This window comes from Psychroflexus salinarum (assembly GCF_042677225.1).
Classification (GTDB): domain Bacteria; phylum Bacteroidota; class Bacteroidia; order Flavobacteriales; family Flavobacteriaceae; genus Psychroflexus; species Psychroflexus salinarum.
Map to the genome: position 1 here is coordinate 14,851 of NZ_JBHTIV010000013.1, position 15,928 is coordinate 30,778.

Genomic DNA, 15,928 nt, shown 5'->3' on the forward strand with positions numbered 1-15,928 from the left:
CCAAAACCCTCTAAATGATTTTTTAGAGGGTTTTTTGGTTTAAATACCTACTTTTAAATAAAAAAAATGTACACAAGGCAAAAACAACTCGATGCTTTTGAGAGACTTCTGGATATAATGGACGACTTGAGAGAGAAATGTCCTTGGGATCGCAAACAAACTATGGATTCTTTGAGAAACCTTACAGTTGAAGAAGTTTACGAATTGGGTGATGCGATCTTAGAAAAAGATTCAGAAGAGATAAAAAAAGAGCTAGGAGATGTATTACTGCATATTGTCTTCTATTCTAAAATAGGAAGTGAAACCAATGATTTTGATATTGCTGATGTGATTAATTCACTATGCAAAAAGCTTGTAGACAGGCATCCACATATTTATGGAAATGTAGAAGCAAATGATGAAAAGCAAGTCAAAGAAAATTGGGAAAAACTAAAATTGAAAGAAGGTAATAAAAGTGTATTGCAAGGTGTTCCAAAATCTCTTCCTGCGCTTATAAAAGCGAGTAGAATTCAGGATAAAGTGGCTGGTGTTGGTTTCGATTGGGAAGAACCACAGCAAGTTTTTGAAAAGGTAAAGGAAGAACTTGCTGAACTTCAAGATGAAGTCAACCAGAACAAGAATGATGAGATTGAAAGTGAATTTGGTGATGTTTTGTTTTCTATGATAAATTATGCTCGTTTTTTGAAAATTGATCCTGAGACTGCTTTAGAGCGAACCAATAAAAAATTTATTTTCAGATTTCAGTATTTAGAAAAGAAAGCTAAGGAGCTCAACCTGGATTTATCTGAAATGACTTTATCTGAAATGGATAAATTTTGGGAAGAAGCCAAAACCATAAAAATTTAATAAAATTTGAAGTTTGAAAGTTAAACCTGTCATTATTCCTGTCATATTTTTTTGACAGCTATTTAAATTCCATATAATTGTTGTTCATAAAAACGAAATTAAAATTAAAATCATGAAAAAAGTAATTTCAACATTCGGCTTATTCCTATTTACTTTGTTTGCCGCTACAGCTCAAACCGAAGGAGAAGTAACTGACGCTCAATTACAGAAGTTTGCAGAAGCTTACCAAAGTGTTCAAATGTCCAATCAAGCAATACAACAAGAAATGATTGTTGCTATAGAAAAAGAAGGTTTAACTCCAGAGCGCTTCAATGAAATTTATGAAGCAGAAATGGATCCTAAAAAGGAAGTGGAAGCAACTGAAGAGGAAATAGAAAAGCAAGGAGCTGCCATGGTAGTTATCCAGGAAATCCAAAAGGCTTCTCAGAAAGAAATGGAGAATAAGATTAAGGAGAAAGGATTAACAATGGAGCAATTTCAAGCCATTGGTGCTCTGGTTCAACAAAATCCAGAATTACAACAAAAACTTCAGGCAATGATGATGAAGCAGCAAACAGGAAATAATCCAATGAAGAAAAACTAATTTTTCTTTTTATTAAATTATCCAAAAAGGTCAGTATTTTATACTGGCCTTTTTTATTTTAAAACTAATCGCCTTACAAGAGAGTTTCCTTCATGTTTAATTCTTACTAAATAAGTTCCACTTTGAAACTGACTTAAATTCTCGACATAATTTTTTAGATGTGTTCTCCTCATTAACAGAATTTTTCCAGACAGATCATATATTTCTATAGTTTTAAGTCCACTCTTATTAAAATCTAATTGAATCTTATAGTTTTTTGAAGGGTTAGGATACAAAAGAACTTCGAGTCTGTTTTTGAAAGTATAATTTGACAAAAGTTGTTCACCTTCTATCAATAAATTATCAATTGTCCATCTTGTTGCATCTTCCCCGTTTGTTGTATCATATTTGAAAGCAATGTAAACTTCTCCACTAATTTCTGAAATATCAATTGTATTTACTTCGTATACAAAAAGATCATCATTGCCTTGTGGATGAAGAGGGATGTTAATATTTGGAACTTCTTGCCAATTAAAATTTGACGGATTTCCATTTCCGTCATAAGATGAAGAGTACAAAAGTTGGAGTTTGGTATTTCCAAAACTTGCAGACGCCCAAAAACTGATTTTTTCTACTTGATGGTTTTCAAAGTTTATTTTATCGGAAGTAATTAACCAATCTTTGCTAGGGACTTGTTGACCATTTTCATAGGCATTCATCCGATAAGATTGAGTATTGTTTTTTCCATAACTCGTTTGACATTCCCAATTGAGGTTACTTAGCTCGCTTATAGGCGTCAAATTGTTTGATACAGTATTGCAATTTTCAAAATCTTCCCAAAGTAGGATATTAGAATTAGCTAAAGTAACAACTTCTAAATTCTCACTAGGTTCAGAAAGATTACCGCTTCTATCAATGGCATAAACCCTAAAATTATAGAGTCTTTCTGGTGAAAGACCAGTTACATTATAACTAGTGTTTGAAGACGAGACCTGTCCAATGATAACGTTGTCTTGTTCAATAATATACTTATCTACACCTATATTGTCTTGAGAAGGACCCCAGCTAAGGTTAGCGCTAGAGTTAGTTATTACATCCGCTTGTAAATTTGATGGTTGGCTTGGGGGTTCATTATCCGTAAAATCTTCCCAAATTCTAGTAGCAAAGTCAGGGTTATCTATTAACGGATTTCTATTGCCTTGAAATTGAAAACCATTATTATTTCTGTCGATTTCTCTCTGACTCACTGGATCGTTATTATGCCACGATAACAAGAGATCAATATACCAGCTTACAAAAAAGTCTTGTGGATTATTTGCGAGAACTTCATTTGTTTTCCAACTGCTATTAAATTCATCTTCATAGCGGATGGCGAAATAAAGAACAGCTCTAGCAATATCTCCTTTGAATTCATCTATAGGTTCAAACACAGTTCCCGAATAGCCAGGAAATACATTTGGTCCACGTTTGGAGCCATTACTTGAAATATAAGTAGGATTATTAACTTCTCCGAAAGGATAGCTTCCTCTAGCGCCATTCACATAACCATCTGAAGGCACCACGTGAAAATAATCATTTTTCATAGGTGATGCGCTATTGAATGTGGACTGTGGTACCAAATGTTCGCGATTATAGCAATCCCCTTCATTACTGTAGTTTCCACACTGATTCTGAAAATGCTCATAATTATAAGCTTCACTACCATCGGTAACTTCAGAGTACATATCTAAAAGGCTTCCATCGTTTTCAAAATAGTCATCGGTATCACCACTATTTTCTGAAGCATAAGCAATGTATAAACTCCCATATCCTTGATCCTGATGAAATGGTTGGCCATTACCATCATTTATATCATCGATAATAATTTTTAAAGCAGTTTTTAATTGGTAACCACTAAGACCTTCTGTTGTGCTGTAGTAGCCTTCTGGAGACTGTGCATAGCATAAATTAAAAACAAAAAGAAGAAGTAAGTATCTTTTCATTACAAAAAAGAATTTTTAAAGCTAGATTTATTTAATTGGTCTTTTGCAATACAGCGTAATAGAATCCGTCAAAACCAGATTTATGTGCGAGAATCTTTTCATCTTTATTAAGTTGAAATAGATTTCCTGCTTCAGAATTTAAAAATTCTTGAACTTGCATCTGGTTTTCAGAAGGTAAAATCGAACATGTTGCATAAACCAAAATACCCCCTGGCTTTACCATCTTACTGTAATCTTGAAGTAAATCCTGTTGTTTCTTCCTTATTTCGACAAGAAATTCTGGAGTCAATTTCCATTTTGCATCTGGATTTCGGCGTAAAACACCAAGCCCTGTACACGGTGCATCTATAAGAACGCGATCTGCAGAGTCGTGTAGCTTTTTGATGACCTTGGTAGAATCTATAACACGTGTTTCCAGGTTGTGTGCACCAGCTCTTTTAGCTCTACGCTTTAATTCTTTCAATTTGTTGGCATAAATGTCCATGGCTATAATTTGCCCTTTGTTTTCCATCAATGCAGCTATGTGAAGAGATTTTCCGCCAGCACCAGCACAAGCATCTACAACTCGCATTCCTGGTTCAAGTTTAAGCGCGTGAGCCACCTTTTGTGAAGATCCATCCTGAACTTCGAAAAGTCCTTTTTTGAATGCGTCTGTTTTGAACACATCTGCACGTTCATATAGTTCTAAAGCTTCAGGATAACCTTTTATCATCTTGGTAGGAATAAATTCCTCATCCAAAATAAGTTGTAGTTTTTTAGGTGTAGTCTTTAAAGTATTAGTTCTTAGAATGACTTTAGCTTGTTCATTCAAAGCTTTAATTTCATCCTCCCAAAGCTTGCCTAATTCTTTTCTGCCTAGTTCATCCAGCCAATCTGGAATAGATTCAGCATATTTTGTGATTTTAGACAATTCATCAAATCTCCCTTTAATTCGTCTGGTTGGAGTATCTTCAAATTGCTTCCAGTCAGGAATTTCTATTCCTTTCAGGGTTGCCCAAACTGTAAATAAGCGAAATAAATTGGGTCTAGAATAAGGAGCGTTTACATTGGCAATTTCAGAATACAGTCTTTTCCACCTCACGATGTCATAAGTTGTTTCTGCAATAAAGCCTCTGTCTCTGGAGCCCCAGCGTTTATCGCGTTTTAAAGTATTTGATATTTCCTTGTCGGCGTATTTGCCTTCGTTAAAAATAAGGTGTAGTGTGTCTATGACGGCGAAAATTAAATTTCTATGTAAGCGCATGATTATGATTTAATCTGCAAAAATAGATATTTACTTCTTAGAAGACTTATCAGATTGGTATTGTTTCAAAAGTTTTTTATGAAAGTCGTATTCAGCTTTTTTCAGCATCATGATTTGTTTAGAAGAAATCACTTCTTTCAAATTAGTTACAAAATCCTCTCTGTATTCGACCCGGGTTTTTTTGTAAGCCATGTAATCCTTTAGAAGTTTATCTGACTCTTCTTGGCTCAAATTTTTTATGTTATTTAATCGAGATTTTATATTTGACCACTCTGTTGACCTAAGTTCTTCATACTTAGCATTATGCTTAGTATAAACAGGCCAAAAGCGTTTAGCTTCATTAGTTGAAAGGTTAAGTTCTTCTGTAAAGAAGGCAATTTTTAATTGCTCTATTTTCTCACTCTCAGTGTTCTGCGAGTTTCCATAAAAACTGCATATCAAAGTGAAAAAAACTATAAGTAAATATTTTTTATTCATTATCAAAGTCTTGGTCTTCAAATTTGTTATTCAAATACTCAATAATTTCTTGATCATCGAGTTTTATAATATTTTCATTTACTAGATTCTCTACAGAAGTATTATCATAATCGATAAATTCTTCCGGAGTTTCTAAGTGATTATCAAGATACCTTTCTATCATATCATTATCGAGATCGGAAAATTGTATATTTTGATTTGGGCTTATTTTATCAATGTATAAAGCACCAATGACTGCAAATGCAACGATTGATGCAGCAACCACCCATTTACTCCAATCCCTTAGTTGTATAACCTTAGCTGATTTTTCTTTTGAAGGCGTTTTTATATCAAAATTTGTGAAATAGTCATCAGGTGTTTTAAAACCAGATTTTTCAGTGAAAGATTTTGATTTGATTTTATTCAATAATAAATTCTCTAAAGAACTGAAGTAATCTTCAGGAACTTTAAATCCAGAATTTTTATCATGTATGTTGTGCTTTTGTGCCATTACTTTTTAGACTCTATTTCTATTTAAAGGTTTAATCGTCTTTCAAAAACTTTTCTACTTTCTTTCTGGCGTGGTGATAGTTAGATTTTAAAGCACCAACACTAGAATTTAATATTTCTGACATTTCTTCATAGGGTATTTCTTCAAAGTATCGCATATTAAATACAATTTTTTGTTGTTGAGGTAAAGCTTCAATAGCTTTTTGTAATTGAATTTGAATTTTATCGCCTTCAAAATATACATCACTTTCTAATGAATCTAAAAGATAGTCGTTAAGCTCCTGGTCTGAAAGTTTCATTTTTTTAGCCTTCTTGTTCAAAAAAGTAATTGATTCATTGGTTGCTATTCTATACATCCAACTGAAAAGCTTACTATCACCTTTGAAAGATTTGATGTTTCTAAAAACCTTTATGAAAGTGTTTTGCAAAACATCATCTGCATCTTCATGCATTTTTACTATTGTTCTTATGTGCCAATAGAGTCTTACTTTATGCTCAGTTATAAGCGCTTGAAAGGCTTCATCTGTTTTGATGCCTTTTTGTAAGTTCTCAATGATTTCTTGTTCTTTCAAGCCAGTATTTATTCGAAGGATTGCATGCTAACTAACTTTCTGTAAACTCCATCGCTAGTCATCAATTCGTCATGTTTCCCTTGTTCTACAATTTCTCCTTGGTGTAAAACTAAAATAGTATCTGCATTTTTAATAGTTGAAAGTCGATGTGCAATAACAATAGAGGTTCTGTTCTGCATCATATTTTCCAAGGCATTTTGAACAAGTTGCTCACTTTCTGTATCCAGAGCAGAAGTAGCTTCATCCAATATCATAAGCGGAGGGTTTTTAAGTACAGCACGTGCAATAGAAATTCTTTGCTTTTGTCCACCACTCAATTTTCCACCACTATCTCCTATGTTGGTATCAATTCCTTTAGGAAACGCATATACAAATTCGTAGGCATTAGCAATCTTAAGGGCATCAGTCAATTCTTTGTCTGTTGCATCTGGCTTTCCAATTTTTAGGTTCTCTTTGATGGTGTCATTAAATAATATGGAGTCTTGAGTGACCAGCCCCATCAAATCTCTTAAAGATTTTTGTTTTATTTTTTTGATATTAATTCCATCAATCTTAATTTCACCTTCATCCAAATCATAAAATCTGGTCACCAAATTTGCAATTGTAGATTTACCACTTCCAGATTGTCCAACCAATGCAATGGTTTTTCCTTTTTTTACAGTTGCGCTGAAATTTTTGAGTACGTATTCTTTTTCATATCTGAAGGATACATTCTCTAAAGTCAATTCTGAAGTAAACTCTTCTTTAGTTATAGCATCTTTCTCGTCCTTAATTTTATTTTCGGTTTCAAGAATTTGTAAAACACGCTCTGCTGCTGCATTTCCTTTTTTGACATTATAAGATGCTTTGGATATCCCTTTAGCAGGAGTCAGGATGTTATAAGCTAAACCCATGTAGACGATGAATGTACTTCCATCCAAAGTTCCATCGATCAAGACCATTCGGCCTCCATACCATAGTAATACAGCAATAACGGTAATTCCAAGAAATTCACTGGCAGGCGAGGCCAGGTTTTGACGATTCAATAATTTATTTGAAAAGTCATAAAAGTTTTGGGTAGAAGCCTTGAACTTTAAATAGAAAATAGATTCCGCATTAAACCCCTTGATGATTTTCAATCCTCCTAGGGTTTCTTCCAAAATGGATAAAAACTGACCTTGTTCTTCCTGGACTTTATCCGATTTTCTTTTCAGTGATTTTCCGATCAGTGATATGATAAATCCTGAAATCGGAATAAAAATGAAAACAAAAATGGTTAGCTCCCAGCTTATGACAAGCATAGCACCTAAGGTGAATAAGATGGTAAGTGGCTCTCTTACAATCAATTCTAAAATGGATAAAAACGAGTGCTGTATTTCCAAAACATCACTGGTTATCCTGGCAATAGTATCACCTTTTCGCTTTTCAGAATAATGAGAAAGTGGCAATTCTATTGTTTTTTTATACAATGCATTTCTTAAGTCTTTCAACACTCCGTTTCTTAAAAAGGTGATGAAGTACATCGCGATGTAGTTGGAGATATTTTTAAGGAAAAATAAAATGATGACTAAACTGATGACCAAAACCAAAGCTATAGAAGCATCATCCTGAGCAAACTCATTGACCTGAAAAGACATATAATCCTTAAAATAGTCTTTGGCAGACGATATACCTGTGTAAACTGGTGCTTTTATTTCTTTAATTTCTCCACATTCGTCTTTTCCTTTAAAAAGCACATCCAGCATAGGGATAAGGGCTATAAAGGATAAGGCACTAAAAAGGGCATAAAAAGCATTGGCGATAATGTTAAGTATCGCATATCTTTTGTAAGGTTTCGCAAAGCGAAGTATTTTTTTAAAATAAGTCATTAGCTGATATTCTTCTACTCCGTAAGGCCAAGATCGGACTTGATCTTATCGATTTTTGTATTTAATTTCTCATCTACACTTTCAAAATCATCAACTGTTTCCAAGGTAGAATTGACACTGATGTAGAATTTAATTTTAGGTTCGGTCCCACTGGGTCTGGCTGCTACCTTTGTTCCGTTTTCAGTATAATAAATGAGAACATTTGACTGTGGAATATCTAAAGTGTGAGTTTCATGAGACTGTATATTCTTAGCCTCAGAAGTTGAGTAATCTTCTATGAGTACAACTTGCTCACCAGCGATTTCTTTGGGAGGATTGTTTCTCAATTCTACCATCTTAGCTTTTATTTCCTCAGCTCCTTCTAGCCCACGTTTAACAAGAGAAACTAAATCTTCTTTAAAGAAGCCGTGGTCTTTGTAAATTTTAATGAGCTGTTCATAAACTGATGTTCCTTGTGATTTCAGATCTGCAGCCATCTCACAGACCAGCAGAATTGCCGTATTGGCATCTTTGTCTCTCACAAAATCACCAACCATATAGCCGAAGCTTTCTTCTCCACCACCGATGTAATCTAGCTCTGGATTATCTTTTATAAGTTTTGCAATCCATTTGAACCCAGTAAGACTCTCCATGTATTTCACACCATAAGCTTCCGTAAGTACTTTCATAAGTGGAGTGGAAACAATAGTAGAAGCAATGAAATGCGAATCTTTCAGGTTATCATTTTGCTTCATCTTATCCAGTAAATACCAAGTCATAAGGACCATGGTCTGATTACCATTGAGCAAAACAAGTTTACCTTCTTTGTTTCTCACTGCGATACCAAGCCTATCTCCATCGGGATCTGTTCCAATGGCTAAATCGCTTTTTTGCTTATTTGCAAGCTCGATTGCCATTTCCAAAGCTTCAGGCTCTTCAGGATTTGGAGATTTAACAGTAGAGAATTCAGGATCTGGTTCAGCCTGAGCATCTACCAACTGCAGGTTTTTATAACCTGCTTTTTCAAGTAACTTTGGTACTGTAGTGATGGAAGTCCCATGCAGGGAAGTGAAGGTTACATTCAATGCTTTTTTTGCATCCTCAGATAAATTGAAATCGACATTATTTGCAGCTTTTTCTAGATAGGTATTTTCAACAGAATCATCCAATTCTTCAATTAATTCTGAATTTCTATTGAAATTGATATCCGTAAATTCTAAAGCATTTATTTCAGAAATAATCTCCTTATCCTGTGGAGGAACAAGCTGTCCTCCATCTTTCCAATAGACTTTGTAACCATTATATTCTGGAGGATTGTGACTTGCAGTCAGCATTATTCCACACTGGCAGCCTAAATGTCTTACGGAGTAGGAAAGAAGCGGCGTAGGCCTTAATTCTGGAAAAATATAGACTTGAATACCATTAGCAGAGAAAACATCAGCTACGTGATGAGCAAATGTTTTACTATTACGTCTACAATCATAGGCTATGACGACTTTCAATTTTTCGTTAGGAAAAACAGATTTCATGTAATTAGAAATCCCTTGGGTGTTTTTTCCTAAGGTATATTTATTGATTCTATTGGTACCAACACCCATTATACCTCGCATTCCGCCAGTTCCAAAATCTAGATTTTGAAAAAAACTTTCTTCCAGAAGTTTTTGATCTGTATCTATAAGTTTACGCACGTCCTTAACTGTGTCCGAATCAAAAGTGCTGGTTAACCAAGCTTTTGCTTTATCTAAAATATTACTCATAATCTTCTGATTTATATTTTTTCTGAAATTAAATATCGTTTTTGTTGATGTTTTGTTTTAAGAAATAATTCACCTAAAAATCCGGCTAAAAACATTTGTACACCAATAATCATGGCTGACAAAGCTATGTAAAACCAGGGATTATCTACTACAAGAATATTAGGTAATCCATTCCAAAGTTTATATAGTTTTGAGGCTCCTATCCATATCGCTGATAGAAATCCAATAAAAAACATCAAAACACCAATGGCTCCAAAGAAGTGCATTGGTCTTTTTCCGAATTTTGAAAAAAACCATAAAGTTACCAGATCCAGAAATCCATTGATAAAGCGTTCTGCGCCAAATTTGGTTTTACCATATTTTCTAGCTTGATGCTGAACAACTTTTTCACCAATTTTGGTGAAACCAGCTTGTTTTGCTAAGACTGGGATATAGCGGTGCATTTCTCCGTTAACGTCAATATGCTTTACAACTACATTTTTGTATGCTTTGAGGCCACAATTAAAATCATGGAGTTTTAAACCAGACGTCCATCTGGCAGCTTTATTGAAAAGTTTGGAAGGGAGGTTTTTAAAGATTACCGAATCGTATCTTTTCTTTTTCCATCCAGAGATTAAATCATAGTCTTCTCTCACAATCAGATCATACAATTCAGGAATTTCTTCTGGGTTATCCTGTAGATCTGCATCCATAGTAATAACAACATCTCCTTTAGTTTCTAGAAAGCCTGCATGAAGTGCCTGAGATTTACCGTAATTTGTCTTGAAATTAATTCCCTTAACGGTATCAAATTCAGAAGAAAGAGTTTTTATGATCTCCCAGGATTTATCTGTACTGCCATCGTTGATGAAGATGATTTCATACTCAAAACCATGCTTATGCATCACTTCTCTAATCCAGCGATGAAGTTCTTTTAAGGATTCAGATTCATTAAGAAGGGGAATTACTATCGATAAATCCATACATCTATCAATTGTTTCGTTTTATCATTCCTACAATGAGTCCTACAAGAAAGGTTTTGAAAATAATTGAAAGTAAACCAATTGTCCCCAAAACAAAAGGAGATGCGAAAACACCAGACATGTTTCTAGTCATTTTTGCTTCCTCTTCACCCATTTGTTGTTGCTGGATTTGAGCTTCCATCTCTGCCTCCATGCTCGATTTCATTTCAGTAATATATTCTGGCTGAACAAGTTCATAATGGATATAGGTGTAGAAACCGTATATTAATCCACCTATTACCCCTATAGCCAATCCTATTTTAATAGCTGTAGTAAGGTCAAGTTTCCCTCCATTATCAATTTTATAAATATGAATTGCATACCAAACAATTGCTACTGTAATAATGAAATTGAAAATTGAAATAAAGGTGTTAGTCTCATAATTGAATGCATAAAGCAAAACCAACATAAGAATAGAGTAGGCGCCAAAAATAACACCATAATTAATGGCATAAGGTTTTACTTGAAGATCTTCTTTTTGCATGGAAATTTTTTATAATAAGCAAATATACGCAATAGCGTATATTATTAATTTATAGATTTAGTTACTTTCTATTTCGTTAGAAACAGTTTTAGACAGCATTTCTAATAAGTTTTTTGTGATTTTATCAGGTAGATTATTTTCAAACTTTTCACCATGTAATTTAGCTGTAAAAGACAAATCTTGAAAATGGACTAAGACTTTGCCATCTTCACTTTCTTCTACAAGTACTTTCAGAGGGAGGTCTATTGAAAAATTAGAATTTTGCTGCATAAGTTTAGTGCCTACCTTCGGATTTCCAAATATAAATAAGTGTAAGGGCTTTAATTCAGCTCCAATTCCTTTAGCATCTTTTGAAAAGTTTTTGGATTCAAAAAGAGATAAATCGTCATTTTTCTCGATCATTTCCTCAATAGAATTAATTGATTCTTTATAGTTTTTTGAACTTTTTAAAGTTAAGATACCTGAATTTTCTAAAGAATCTATTGGAGAGTTTTGAGTATAAGCTGCTTTAGAGCTTTGTTTTAAAAATGTCTCTGAAAGAGCACCAATACTCCTTAAAGCAGCACTTTTAGTTAGTCTGTAGCGTTTTAAAAAATAATCTTCACTTCTTGCTACAATAAATTTCTCACCATCGATATTGTAAAAGCCTATCCTGATCGGAAATTCCAAGGCCATCAATGGGTTTTCCTCAATTAAGGGGACACTATATCTTGGATTGTCAATAAAAAAGACTTGATTGAAATCTAATTTAAGGTCAACATTTTTTGCATTTTGAACGTGATCTATTTCTGTAGAAATTTCTAAAGTTCTATCTGTGTTTACATAAGAATTAAAATTCTCTATTGCTTCTTTTAAGTCATCTGTTTTAGTATAAATCAATCCAGGTGAAATTTGTTCATCAATCTTTGAAATATCCTTTTTTTCTGAATTGTTTTTACAGGAAATTATAATACTAAATAGAATAACTGGTAATATAAATTTGAATATGTGGGGCATGATTTTTTTATTTTGAACAAAGCTACCAAAATAGAAACTATTACATCTTCGATTTGATTGATTATATAAAGCAGTTGCTTTTAAATTCTTTTATATTTACCCTCAAACTTGAAAATAATGAAACATTTGCTAAAAGCTAAAGTAAATGAGGTGCATGAGTTTGAATTTGAACAAGATCAAATTCAAAACTTAGACATTCAGAAAACCTCTTCTGGAGCACATCATTTGCTAGTAAACGATAAGTCAGTGACTTCAGAAATAGTCGCATCCGACTTTTTGAACAGAACCTATACGGTTAAAATTAATTCCAATCTTTATCAAGTTCAGATTTCAAACAAGCTAGATGTACTTATTAAGGATATGGGGCTTTCTTTATCTGCCAACCAAGTCATCAATGAAATAAAAGCACCCATGCCTGGGATGATTTTGGATGTTTCGGTCAAAGTAGGTCAAGAAGTGAAAGAAGGTGATAGTTTATTGGTTTTGGAAGCTATGAAAATGGAAAATACTATAATAGCTCCAAGAGATGCAGTTATAAAATCCATCAATGTGGAAAAAGGAAAGACTGTAAGTAAAAACGAAGTTTTAATCGAAATGGAATAAATTACATCAAAATGAAAAAAATATTAGTTGCAAATAGAGGTGAAATAGCTTTGAGAGTGATGAAAACCATTAAGCAAATGGGCATCAAAACTGTTGCTATTTTTTCTGAAGCCGATAGGAATGCTCCTCATGTAAGGTTTGCAGATGAAGCGATTTGCGTAGGTCCAGCACCTTCCAATCAATCTTATTTACTGGGAGATAAAATTATTGAAATCGCAAAATCTCACCAAGTAGATGGAATTCATCCAGGTTATGGTTTTTTAAGTGAGAATGCAGATTTTGCAGAGAAAGTAGAGAAGAACGGACTCACATTTATAGGTCCAAAATCCCATGCCATACGAATTATGGGAGATAAGCTTTCAGCTAAAGAAACGGTGAAAACCTATAATATACCTATGGTACCGGGGATAGATGAAGCTATTACAGATACCGAAAAAGCCAAAAAAATCGCTAAAGAAATAGGCTATCCAATTCTGATTAAAGCTTCTGCTGGCGGTGGAGGTAAAGGGATGCGTGTTGTAGAAGAAGAAAAAAAGCTTGAAGAACAAATGAAACGTGCTATCAGTGAAGCTGAATCCGCTTTTGGAAATGGAGCTGTTTTTATTGAAAAATATGTGGGTTCGCCCAGACATATCGAAATTCAGGTGTTAGCAGATACGCACGGAAACGTTTTGCATCTATTTGAACGCGAATGTTCAGTGCAGAGAAGACATCAAAAAGTTGTAGAAGAAGCACCTTCAGTAATTTTAACTCCAGAACTAAGAGAAAAGATGGGACAAGCTGCTATCGATGTGGCAAAATCCTGTGACTATGTTGGCGCTGGTACTGTTGAATTCTTAATGGATGAAAACAAGAATTTCTACTTTTTGGAAATGAATACGCGTTTGCAAGTGGAACATCCTGTAACTGAATTAATTTCGGGAGTAGATTTAGTAGAGCAACAGATCCGAATTGCAAGAGGAGAGGTTTTACAAATAGAGCAAAAGGATTTAAAAATTAAGGGACATGCTTTAGAACTTAGAGTTTATGCTGAAGATCCAACAGATGACTTTCTTCCAAGTGTCGGAACCCTGGAGCGCTACAGAAAACCAAGCGGTGAAGGGATACGCGTGGATGATGGTTTTGAAGAAGGCATGGAAATTCCCATTTATTACGATCCGATGTTATCAAAATTGGTGACTTATGGAGCCAATCGTGAAGCGGCCATTCAACTTATGCTGGAAGCAATTAAGCACTACGAAGTTAAAGGCGTAGCGACGACTTTACCCTTCGGGAAATTTGTATTTAATCATGAAGCTTTCCGATCTGGAAATTTTGATACGCATTTTGTCAAAAAATATTACACCCCAGAAATTCTCGAAGAAGAAGTAAAGGAAGAAGCTTATTTAGCTGCATTGATGGCAATGAAGCAGTATCAGGCAGATCAAAAAAAACTACGTTTACCAGAAGTCACATCAGAAATCAAATCCAATGAGTAAAAACATAAAGATACTTCAAGACAAACTCGATAAAGCCAAACTTGGTGGAGGGCAAAAGAGAATAGATAAACAACACGAAAAAAAGAAACTTACCGCCAGAGAGCGTGTAGACTATTTGTTGGATGAAGGTTCTTTTGAAGAAATAGGAGCGCTCGTTACCCACAGAACAACAGACTTTGGCATGCAGGATCAAATATATTATGGTGATGGCGTTGTCACGGGTTATGGTACGGTAAACAATAAATTGGTTTACGTTTATGCACAGGACTTCACTGTATTCGGCGGTGCATTGTCTGAAACGCATGCCGAAAAAATTTGTAAACTGATGGATCATGCCCTTAAAGTAGGAGCACCAATTATAGGACTCAACGATTCTGGAGGAGCTAGAATTCAGGAAGGCGTCAGATCACTTGGCGGTTATGCTGATATTTTTTACAGAAATGTTCAAGCCTCAGGAGTAATTCCTCAAATTTCTGCTATCATGGGACCTTGTGCTGGCGGTGCAGTGTATTCACCAGCTATGACCGATTTTACTTTTATGGTTGAAAATACCAGTTATATGTTTGTGACTGGTCCTAATGTTGTGAAAACAGTTACCAACGAAGAAGTCACTTCTGAAGAACTTGGTGGGGCAAGTACACATTCTACCAAATCTGGTGTAACTCACTTTACCTCAGTTAACGATGTGGAGTGTTTGGAACATATTAAAGTTTTATTGAGTTATATTCCACAGAATAATACTGAAACTCCAGAACATTTTCCAGTTGACTTACAAGATGAAGTTAGAGAAAATCTGGATTCTTTGATTCCAGATAGTCCCAACAAACCCTACGATATGCATGAAGTCATTAAAGGCATCATAGATGAAGATTCCTTTTTTGAAGTTCATAAAAATTATGCTGATAATATCCTTGTAGGCTTTTCCAGAATAGGAGGAAGGAGTGTTGGAGTAGTAGCCAATCAACCTATGAGTTTAGCCGGCGTTCTCGACGTAGATGCGTCTAAAAAAGCAGCTAGATTTGTCAGGTTTTGTGACGCCTTCAATATTCCATTGCTTGTTTTGGTCGATGTTCCTGGGTTTTTACCCGGTACAGACCAAGAATGGAATGGTATCATTTTGCACGGTGCCAAGTTACTTTATGCCTTAAGCGAAGCGACTGTTCCCAGAGTCACCGTCATTACACGAAAAGCTTATGGTGGTGCTTATGATGTGATGAATTCCAAACACATTGGAGCTGATCTTAATTTTGCTTGGCCTACGGCTGAAATAGCAGTGATGGGAGCTAAGGGAGCTTCTGAAATTATTTTTAGAAAAGAAATTCAGGAAGCAGAAGATTCTGAATTGAAATTGTCTGAAAAAGAAGCTGAATATGCAGAAACCTTTGCAAATCCATTTAAAGCAGCACAGCGAGGTTTTATTGATGAGGTGATCATGCCGAGAGAAACGCGTAGAAAATTAATTAAAGCTTTTGCGATGCTTGAAAATAAAGACGTTCAGCGTCCAAAACGAAAGCACGGAAATATTCCATTATAATCTATACAAAGTAGAATTCAACAAAAAAGCCTCATTTATGAGGCTTTTTGTTTTGAATATCCTGCTTGGTGCGAACGT

General features: G+C 34.6%; 15 protein-coding genes. 5 read left to right on the forward strand and 10 right to left on the reverse strand.

Annotated features, from left to right (window positions below; all coding sequences use genetic code 11):
* The first annotated feature begins 66 nt into the window (after positions 1-66).
* Together mazG and ACFQ0R_RS10795 are read left to right on the forward strand one after the other, a co-directional pair.
* Complete coding sequence (gene mazG, locus ACFQ0R_RS10790; RefSeq protein ID WP_379658388.1) at positions 67-846, forward strand: nucleoside triphosphate pyrophosphohydrolase; 780 nt, start codon at positions 67-69, stop codon at positions 844-846.
* A gap of 112 nt (positions 847-958) precedes the next feature.
* On the forward strand, positions 959-1,429 hold the full coding sequence (locus ACFQ0R_RS10795) for a DUF4168 domain-containing protein (protein WP_379658389.1): 471 nt from the start codon (positions 959-961) through the stop codon (positions 1,427-1,429).
* 53 nt (positions 1,430-1,482) lie between these two features.
* Here the strand turns inward: ACFQ0R_RS10795 and ACFQ0R_RS10800 are convergent, their stop codons facing one another.
* Genes ACFQ0R_RS10800 through ACFQ0R_RS10845 form a run of 10 tightly spaced genes read right to left on the reverse strand, consistent with a single transcriptional unit; the run spans position 1,483 to position 12,235 of the window.
* Positions 1,483-3,390 carry an endonuclease gene (locus tag ACFQ0R_RS10800; protein ID WP_379658390.1) on the reverse strand — a complete coding sequence of 636 codons (1,908 nt, stop codon included), beginning with the start codon at positions 3,388-3,390 and terminating at the stop codon, positions 1,483-1,485.
* Positions 3,391-3,421: 31 nt separating this feature from the next.
* Positions 3,422-4,633, reverse strand: a complete 1,212-nt coding sequence (locus ACFQ0R_RS10805; protein WP_379658391.1) for an RsmB/NOP family class I SAM-dependent RNA methyltransferase — start codon at positions 4,631-4,633, stop codon at positions 3,422-3,424.
* 30 nt (positions 4,634-4,663) lie between these two features.
* Complete coding sequence (locus ACFQ0R_RS10810; RefSeq protein ID WP_379658392.1) at positions 4,664-5,110, reverse strand: hypothetical protein; 447 nt, start codon at positions 5,108-5,110, stop codon at positions 4,664-4,666.
* Complete coding sequence (locus ACFQ0R_RS10815) at positions 5,103-5,600, reverse strand: hypothetical protein (protein WP_379658393.1); 498 nt, start codon at positions 5,598-5,600, stop codon at positions 5,103-5,105. Before ACFQ0R_RS10815 ends, ACFQ0R_RS10810 begins: the two co-directional genes overlap by 8 nt.
* A gap of 31 nt (positions 5,601-5,631) precedes the next feature.
* On the reverse strand, positions 5,632-6,171 hold the full coding sequence (locus ACFQ0R_RS10820) for an RNA polymerase sigma factor (protein WP_379658394.1): 540 nt from the start codon (positions 6,169-6,171) through the stop codon (positions 5,632-5,634).
* A gap of 8 nt (positions 6,172-6,179) precedes the next feature.
* Complete coding sequence (locus ACFQ0R_RS10825) at positions 6,180-8,018, reverse strand: ABC transporter ATP-binding protein (protein WP_379658395.1); 1,839 nt, start codon at positions 8,016-8,018, stop codon at positions 6,180-6,182.
* Positions 8,019-8,032: 14 nt separating this feature from the next.
* Complete coding sequence (locus tag ACFQ0R_RS10830; protein WP_379658396.1) at positions 8,033-9,754, reverse strand: phospho-sugar mutase; 1,722 nt, start codon at positions 9,752-9,754, stop codon at positions 8,033-8,035.
* An 11-nt stretch (positions 9,755-9,765) separates the two neighbouring features.
* Complete coding sequence (locus tag ACFQ0R_RS10835) at positions 9,766-10,716, reverse strand: glycosyltransferase family 2 protein (RefSeq protein ID WP_379658397.1); 951 nt, start codon at positions 10,714-10,716, stop codon at positions 9,766-9,768.
* 7 nt (positions 10,717-10,723) lie between these two features.
* Positions 10,724-11,239: a DUF4199 domain-containing protein gene (locus tag ACFQ0R_RS10840; protein ID WP_379658398.1), complete on the reverse strand. Its 516-nt coding sequence runs from the start codon at positions 11,237-11,239 to the stop codon at positions 10,724-10,726.
* Between the two features lie 57 nt (positions 11,240-11,296).
* Positions 11,297-12,235, reverse strand: a complete 939-nt coding sequence (locus ACFQ0R_RS10845; RefSeq protein WP_379658399.1) for a DUF302 domain-containing protein — start codon at positions 12,233-12,235, stop codon at positions 11,297-11,299.
* Positions 12,236-12,352: 117 nt separating this feature from the next.
* Between ACFQ0R_RS10845 and ACFQ0R_RS10850 the strand changes: the two genes are divergently transcribed.
* From ACFQ0R_RS10850 to ACFQ0R_RS10860, 3 genes are read left to right on the forward strand one after another with little or no spacing between them, the layout of a single operon-like run.
* A complete protein-coding gene (locus tag ACFQ0R_RS10850) occupies positions 12,353-12,838 on the forward strand; it encodes an acetyl-CoA carboxylase biotin carboxyl carrier protein subunit (protein WP_379658400.1) in 486 nt (161 codons plus the stop codon).
* Between the two features lie 11 nt (positions 12,839-12,849).
* The gene (gene accC / locus ACFQ0R_RS10855) at positions 12,850-14,316 is read left to right on the forward strand and encodes an acetyl-CoA carboxylase biotin carboxylase subunit (protein WP_379658401.1); all 1,467 of its coding nucleotides are present in this window, start codon (positions 12,850-12,852) and stop codon (positions 14,314-14,316) included.
* Positions 14,309-15,850 carry an acyl-CoA carboxylase subunit beta gene (locus ACFQ0R_RS10860; RefSeq protein WP_379658402.1) on the forward strand — a complete coding sequence of 514 codons (1,542 nt, stop codon included), beginning with the start codon at positions 14,309-14,311 and terminating at the stop codon, positions 15,848-15,850. Before accC ends, ACFQ0R_RS10860 begins: the two co-directional genes overlap by 8 nt.
* Positions 15,851-15,928 lie beyond the last annotated feature (78 nt).

Bases quoted from the DNA above. Each gene is read 5' to 3' on its own strand.
- mazG (WP_379658388.1), top strand. From the start codon at position 67: ATGTACACAAGGCAAAAACAACTCGATGCTTTTGAGAGACTTCTGGAT.
- ACFQ0R_RS10795 (WP_379658389.1), top strand. From the start codon at position 959: ATGAAAAAAGTAATTTCAACATTCGGCTTATTCCTATTTACTTTGTTT.
- ACFQ0R_RS10800 (WP_379658390.1), bottom strand. From the start codon at position 3,390: ATGAAAAGATACTTACTTCTTCTTTTTGTTTTTAATTTATGCTATGCA.
- ACFQ0R_RS10805 (WP_379658391.1), bottom strand. From the start codon at position 4,633: ATGCGCTTACATAGAAATTTAATTTTCGCCGTCATAGACACACTACAC.
- ACFQ0R_RS10810 (WP_379658392.1), bottom strand. From the start codon at position 5,110: ATGAATAAAAAATATTTACTTATAGTTTTTTTCACTTTGATATGCAGT.
- ACFQ0R_RS10815 (WP_379658393.1), bottom strand. From the start codon at position 5,600: ATGGCACAAAAGCACAACATACATGATAAAAATTCTGGATTTAAAGTT.
- ACFQ0R_RS10825 (WP_379658395.1), bottom strand. From the start codon at position 8,018: ATGACTTATTTTAAAAAAATACTTCGCTTTGCGAAACCTTACAAAAGA.
- ACFQ0R_RS10830 (WP_379658396.1), bottom strand. From the start codon at position 9,754: ATGAGTAATATTTTAGATAAAGCAAAAGCTTGGTTAACCAGCACTTTT.
- ACFQ0R_RS10835 (WP_379658397.1), bottom strand. From the start codon at position 10,716: ATGGATTTATCGATAGTAATTCCCCTTCTTAATGAATCTGAATCCTTA.
- ACFQ0R_RS10840 (WP_379658398.1), bottom strand. From the start codon at position 11,239: ATGCAAAAAGAAGATCTTCAAGTAAAACCTTATGCCATTAATTATGGT.
- ACFQ0R_RS10845 (WP_379658399.1), bottom strand. From the start codon at position 12,235: ATGCCCCACATATTCAAATTTATATTACCAGTTATTCTATTTAGTATT.
- ACFQ0R_RS10850 (WP_379658400.1), top strand. From the start codon at position 12,353: ATGAAACATTTGCTAAAAGCTAAAGTAAATGAGGTGCATGAGTTTGAA.
- accC (WP_379658401.1), top strand. From the start codon at position 12,850: ATGAAAAAAATATTAGTTGCAAATAGAGGTGAAATAGCTTTGAGAGTG.
- ACFQ0R_RS10860 (WP_379658402.1), top strand. From the start codon at position 14,309: ATGAGTAAAAACATAAAGATACTTCAAGACAAACTCGATAAAGCCAAA.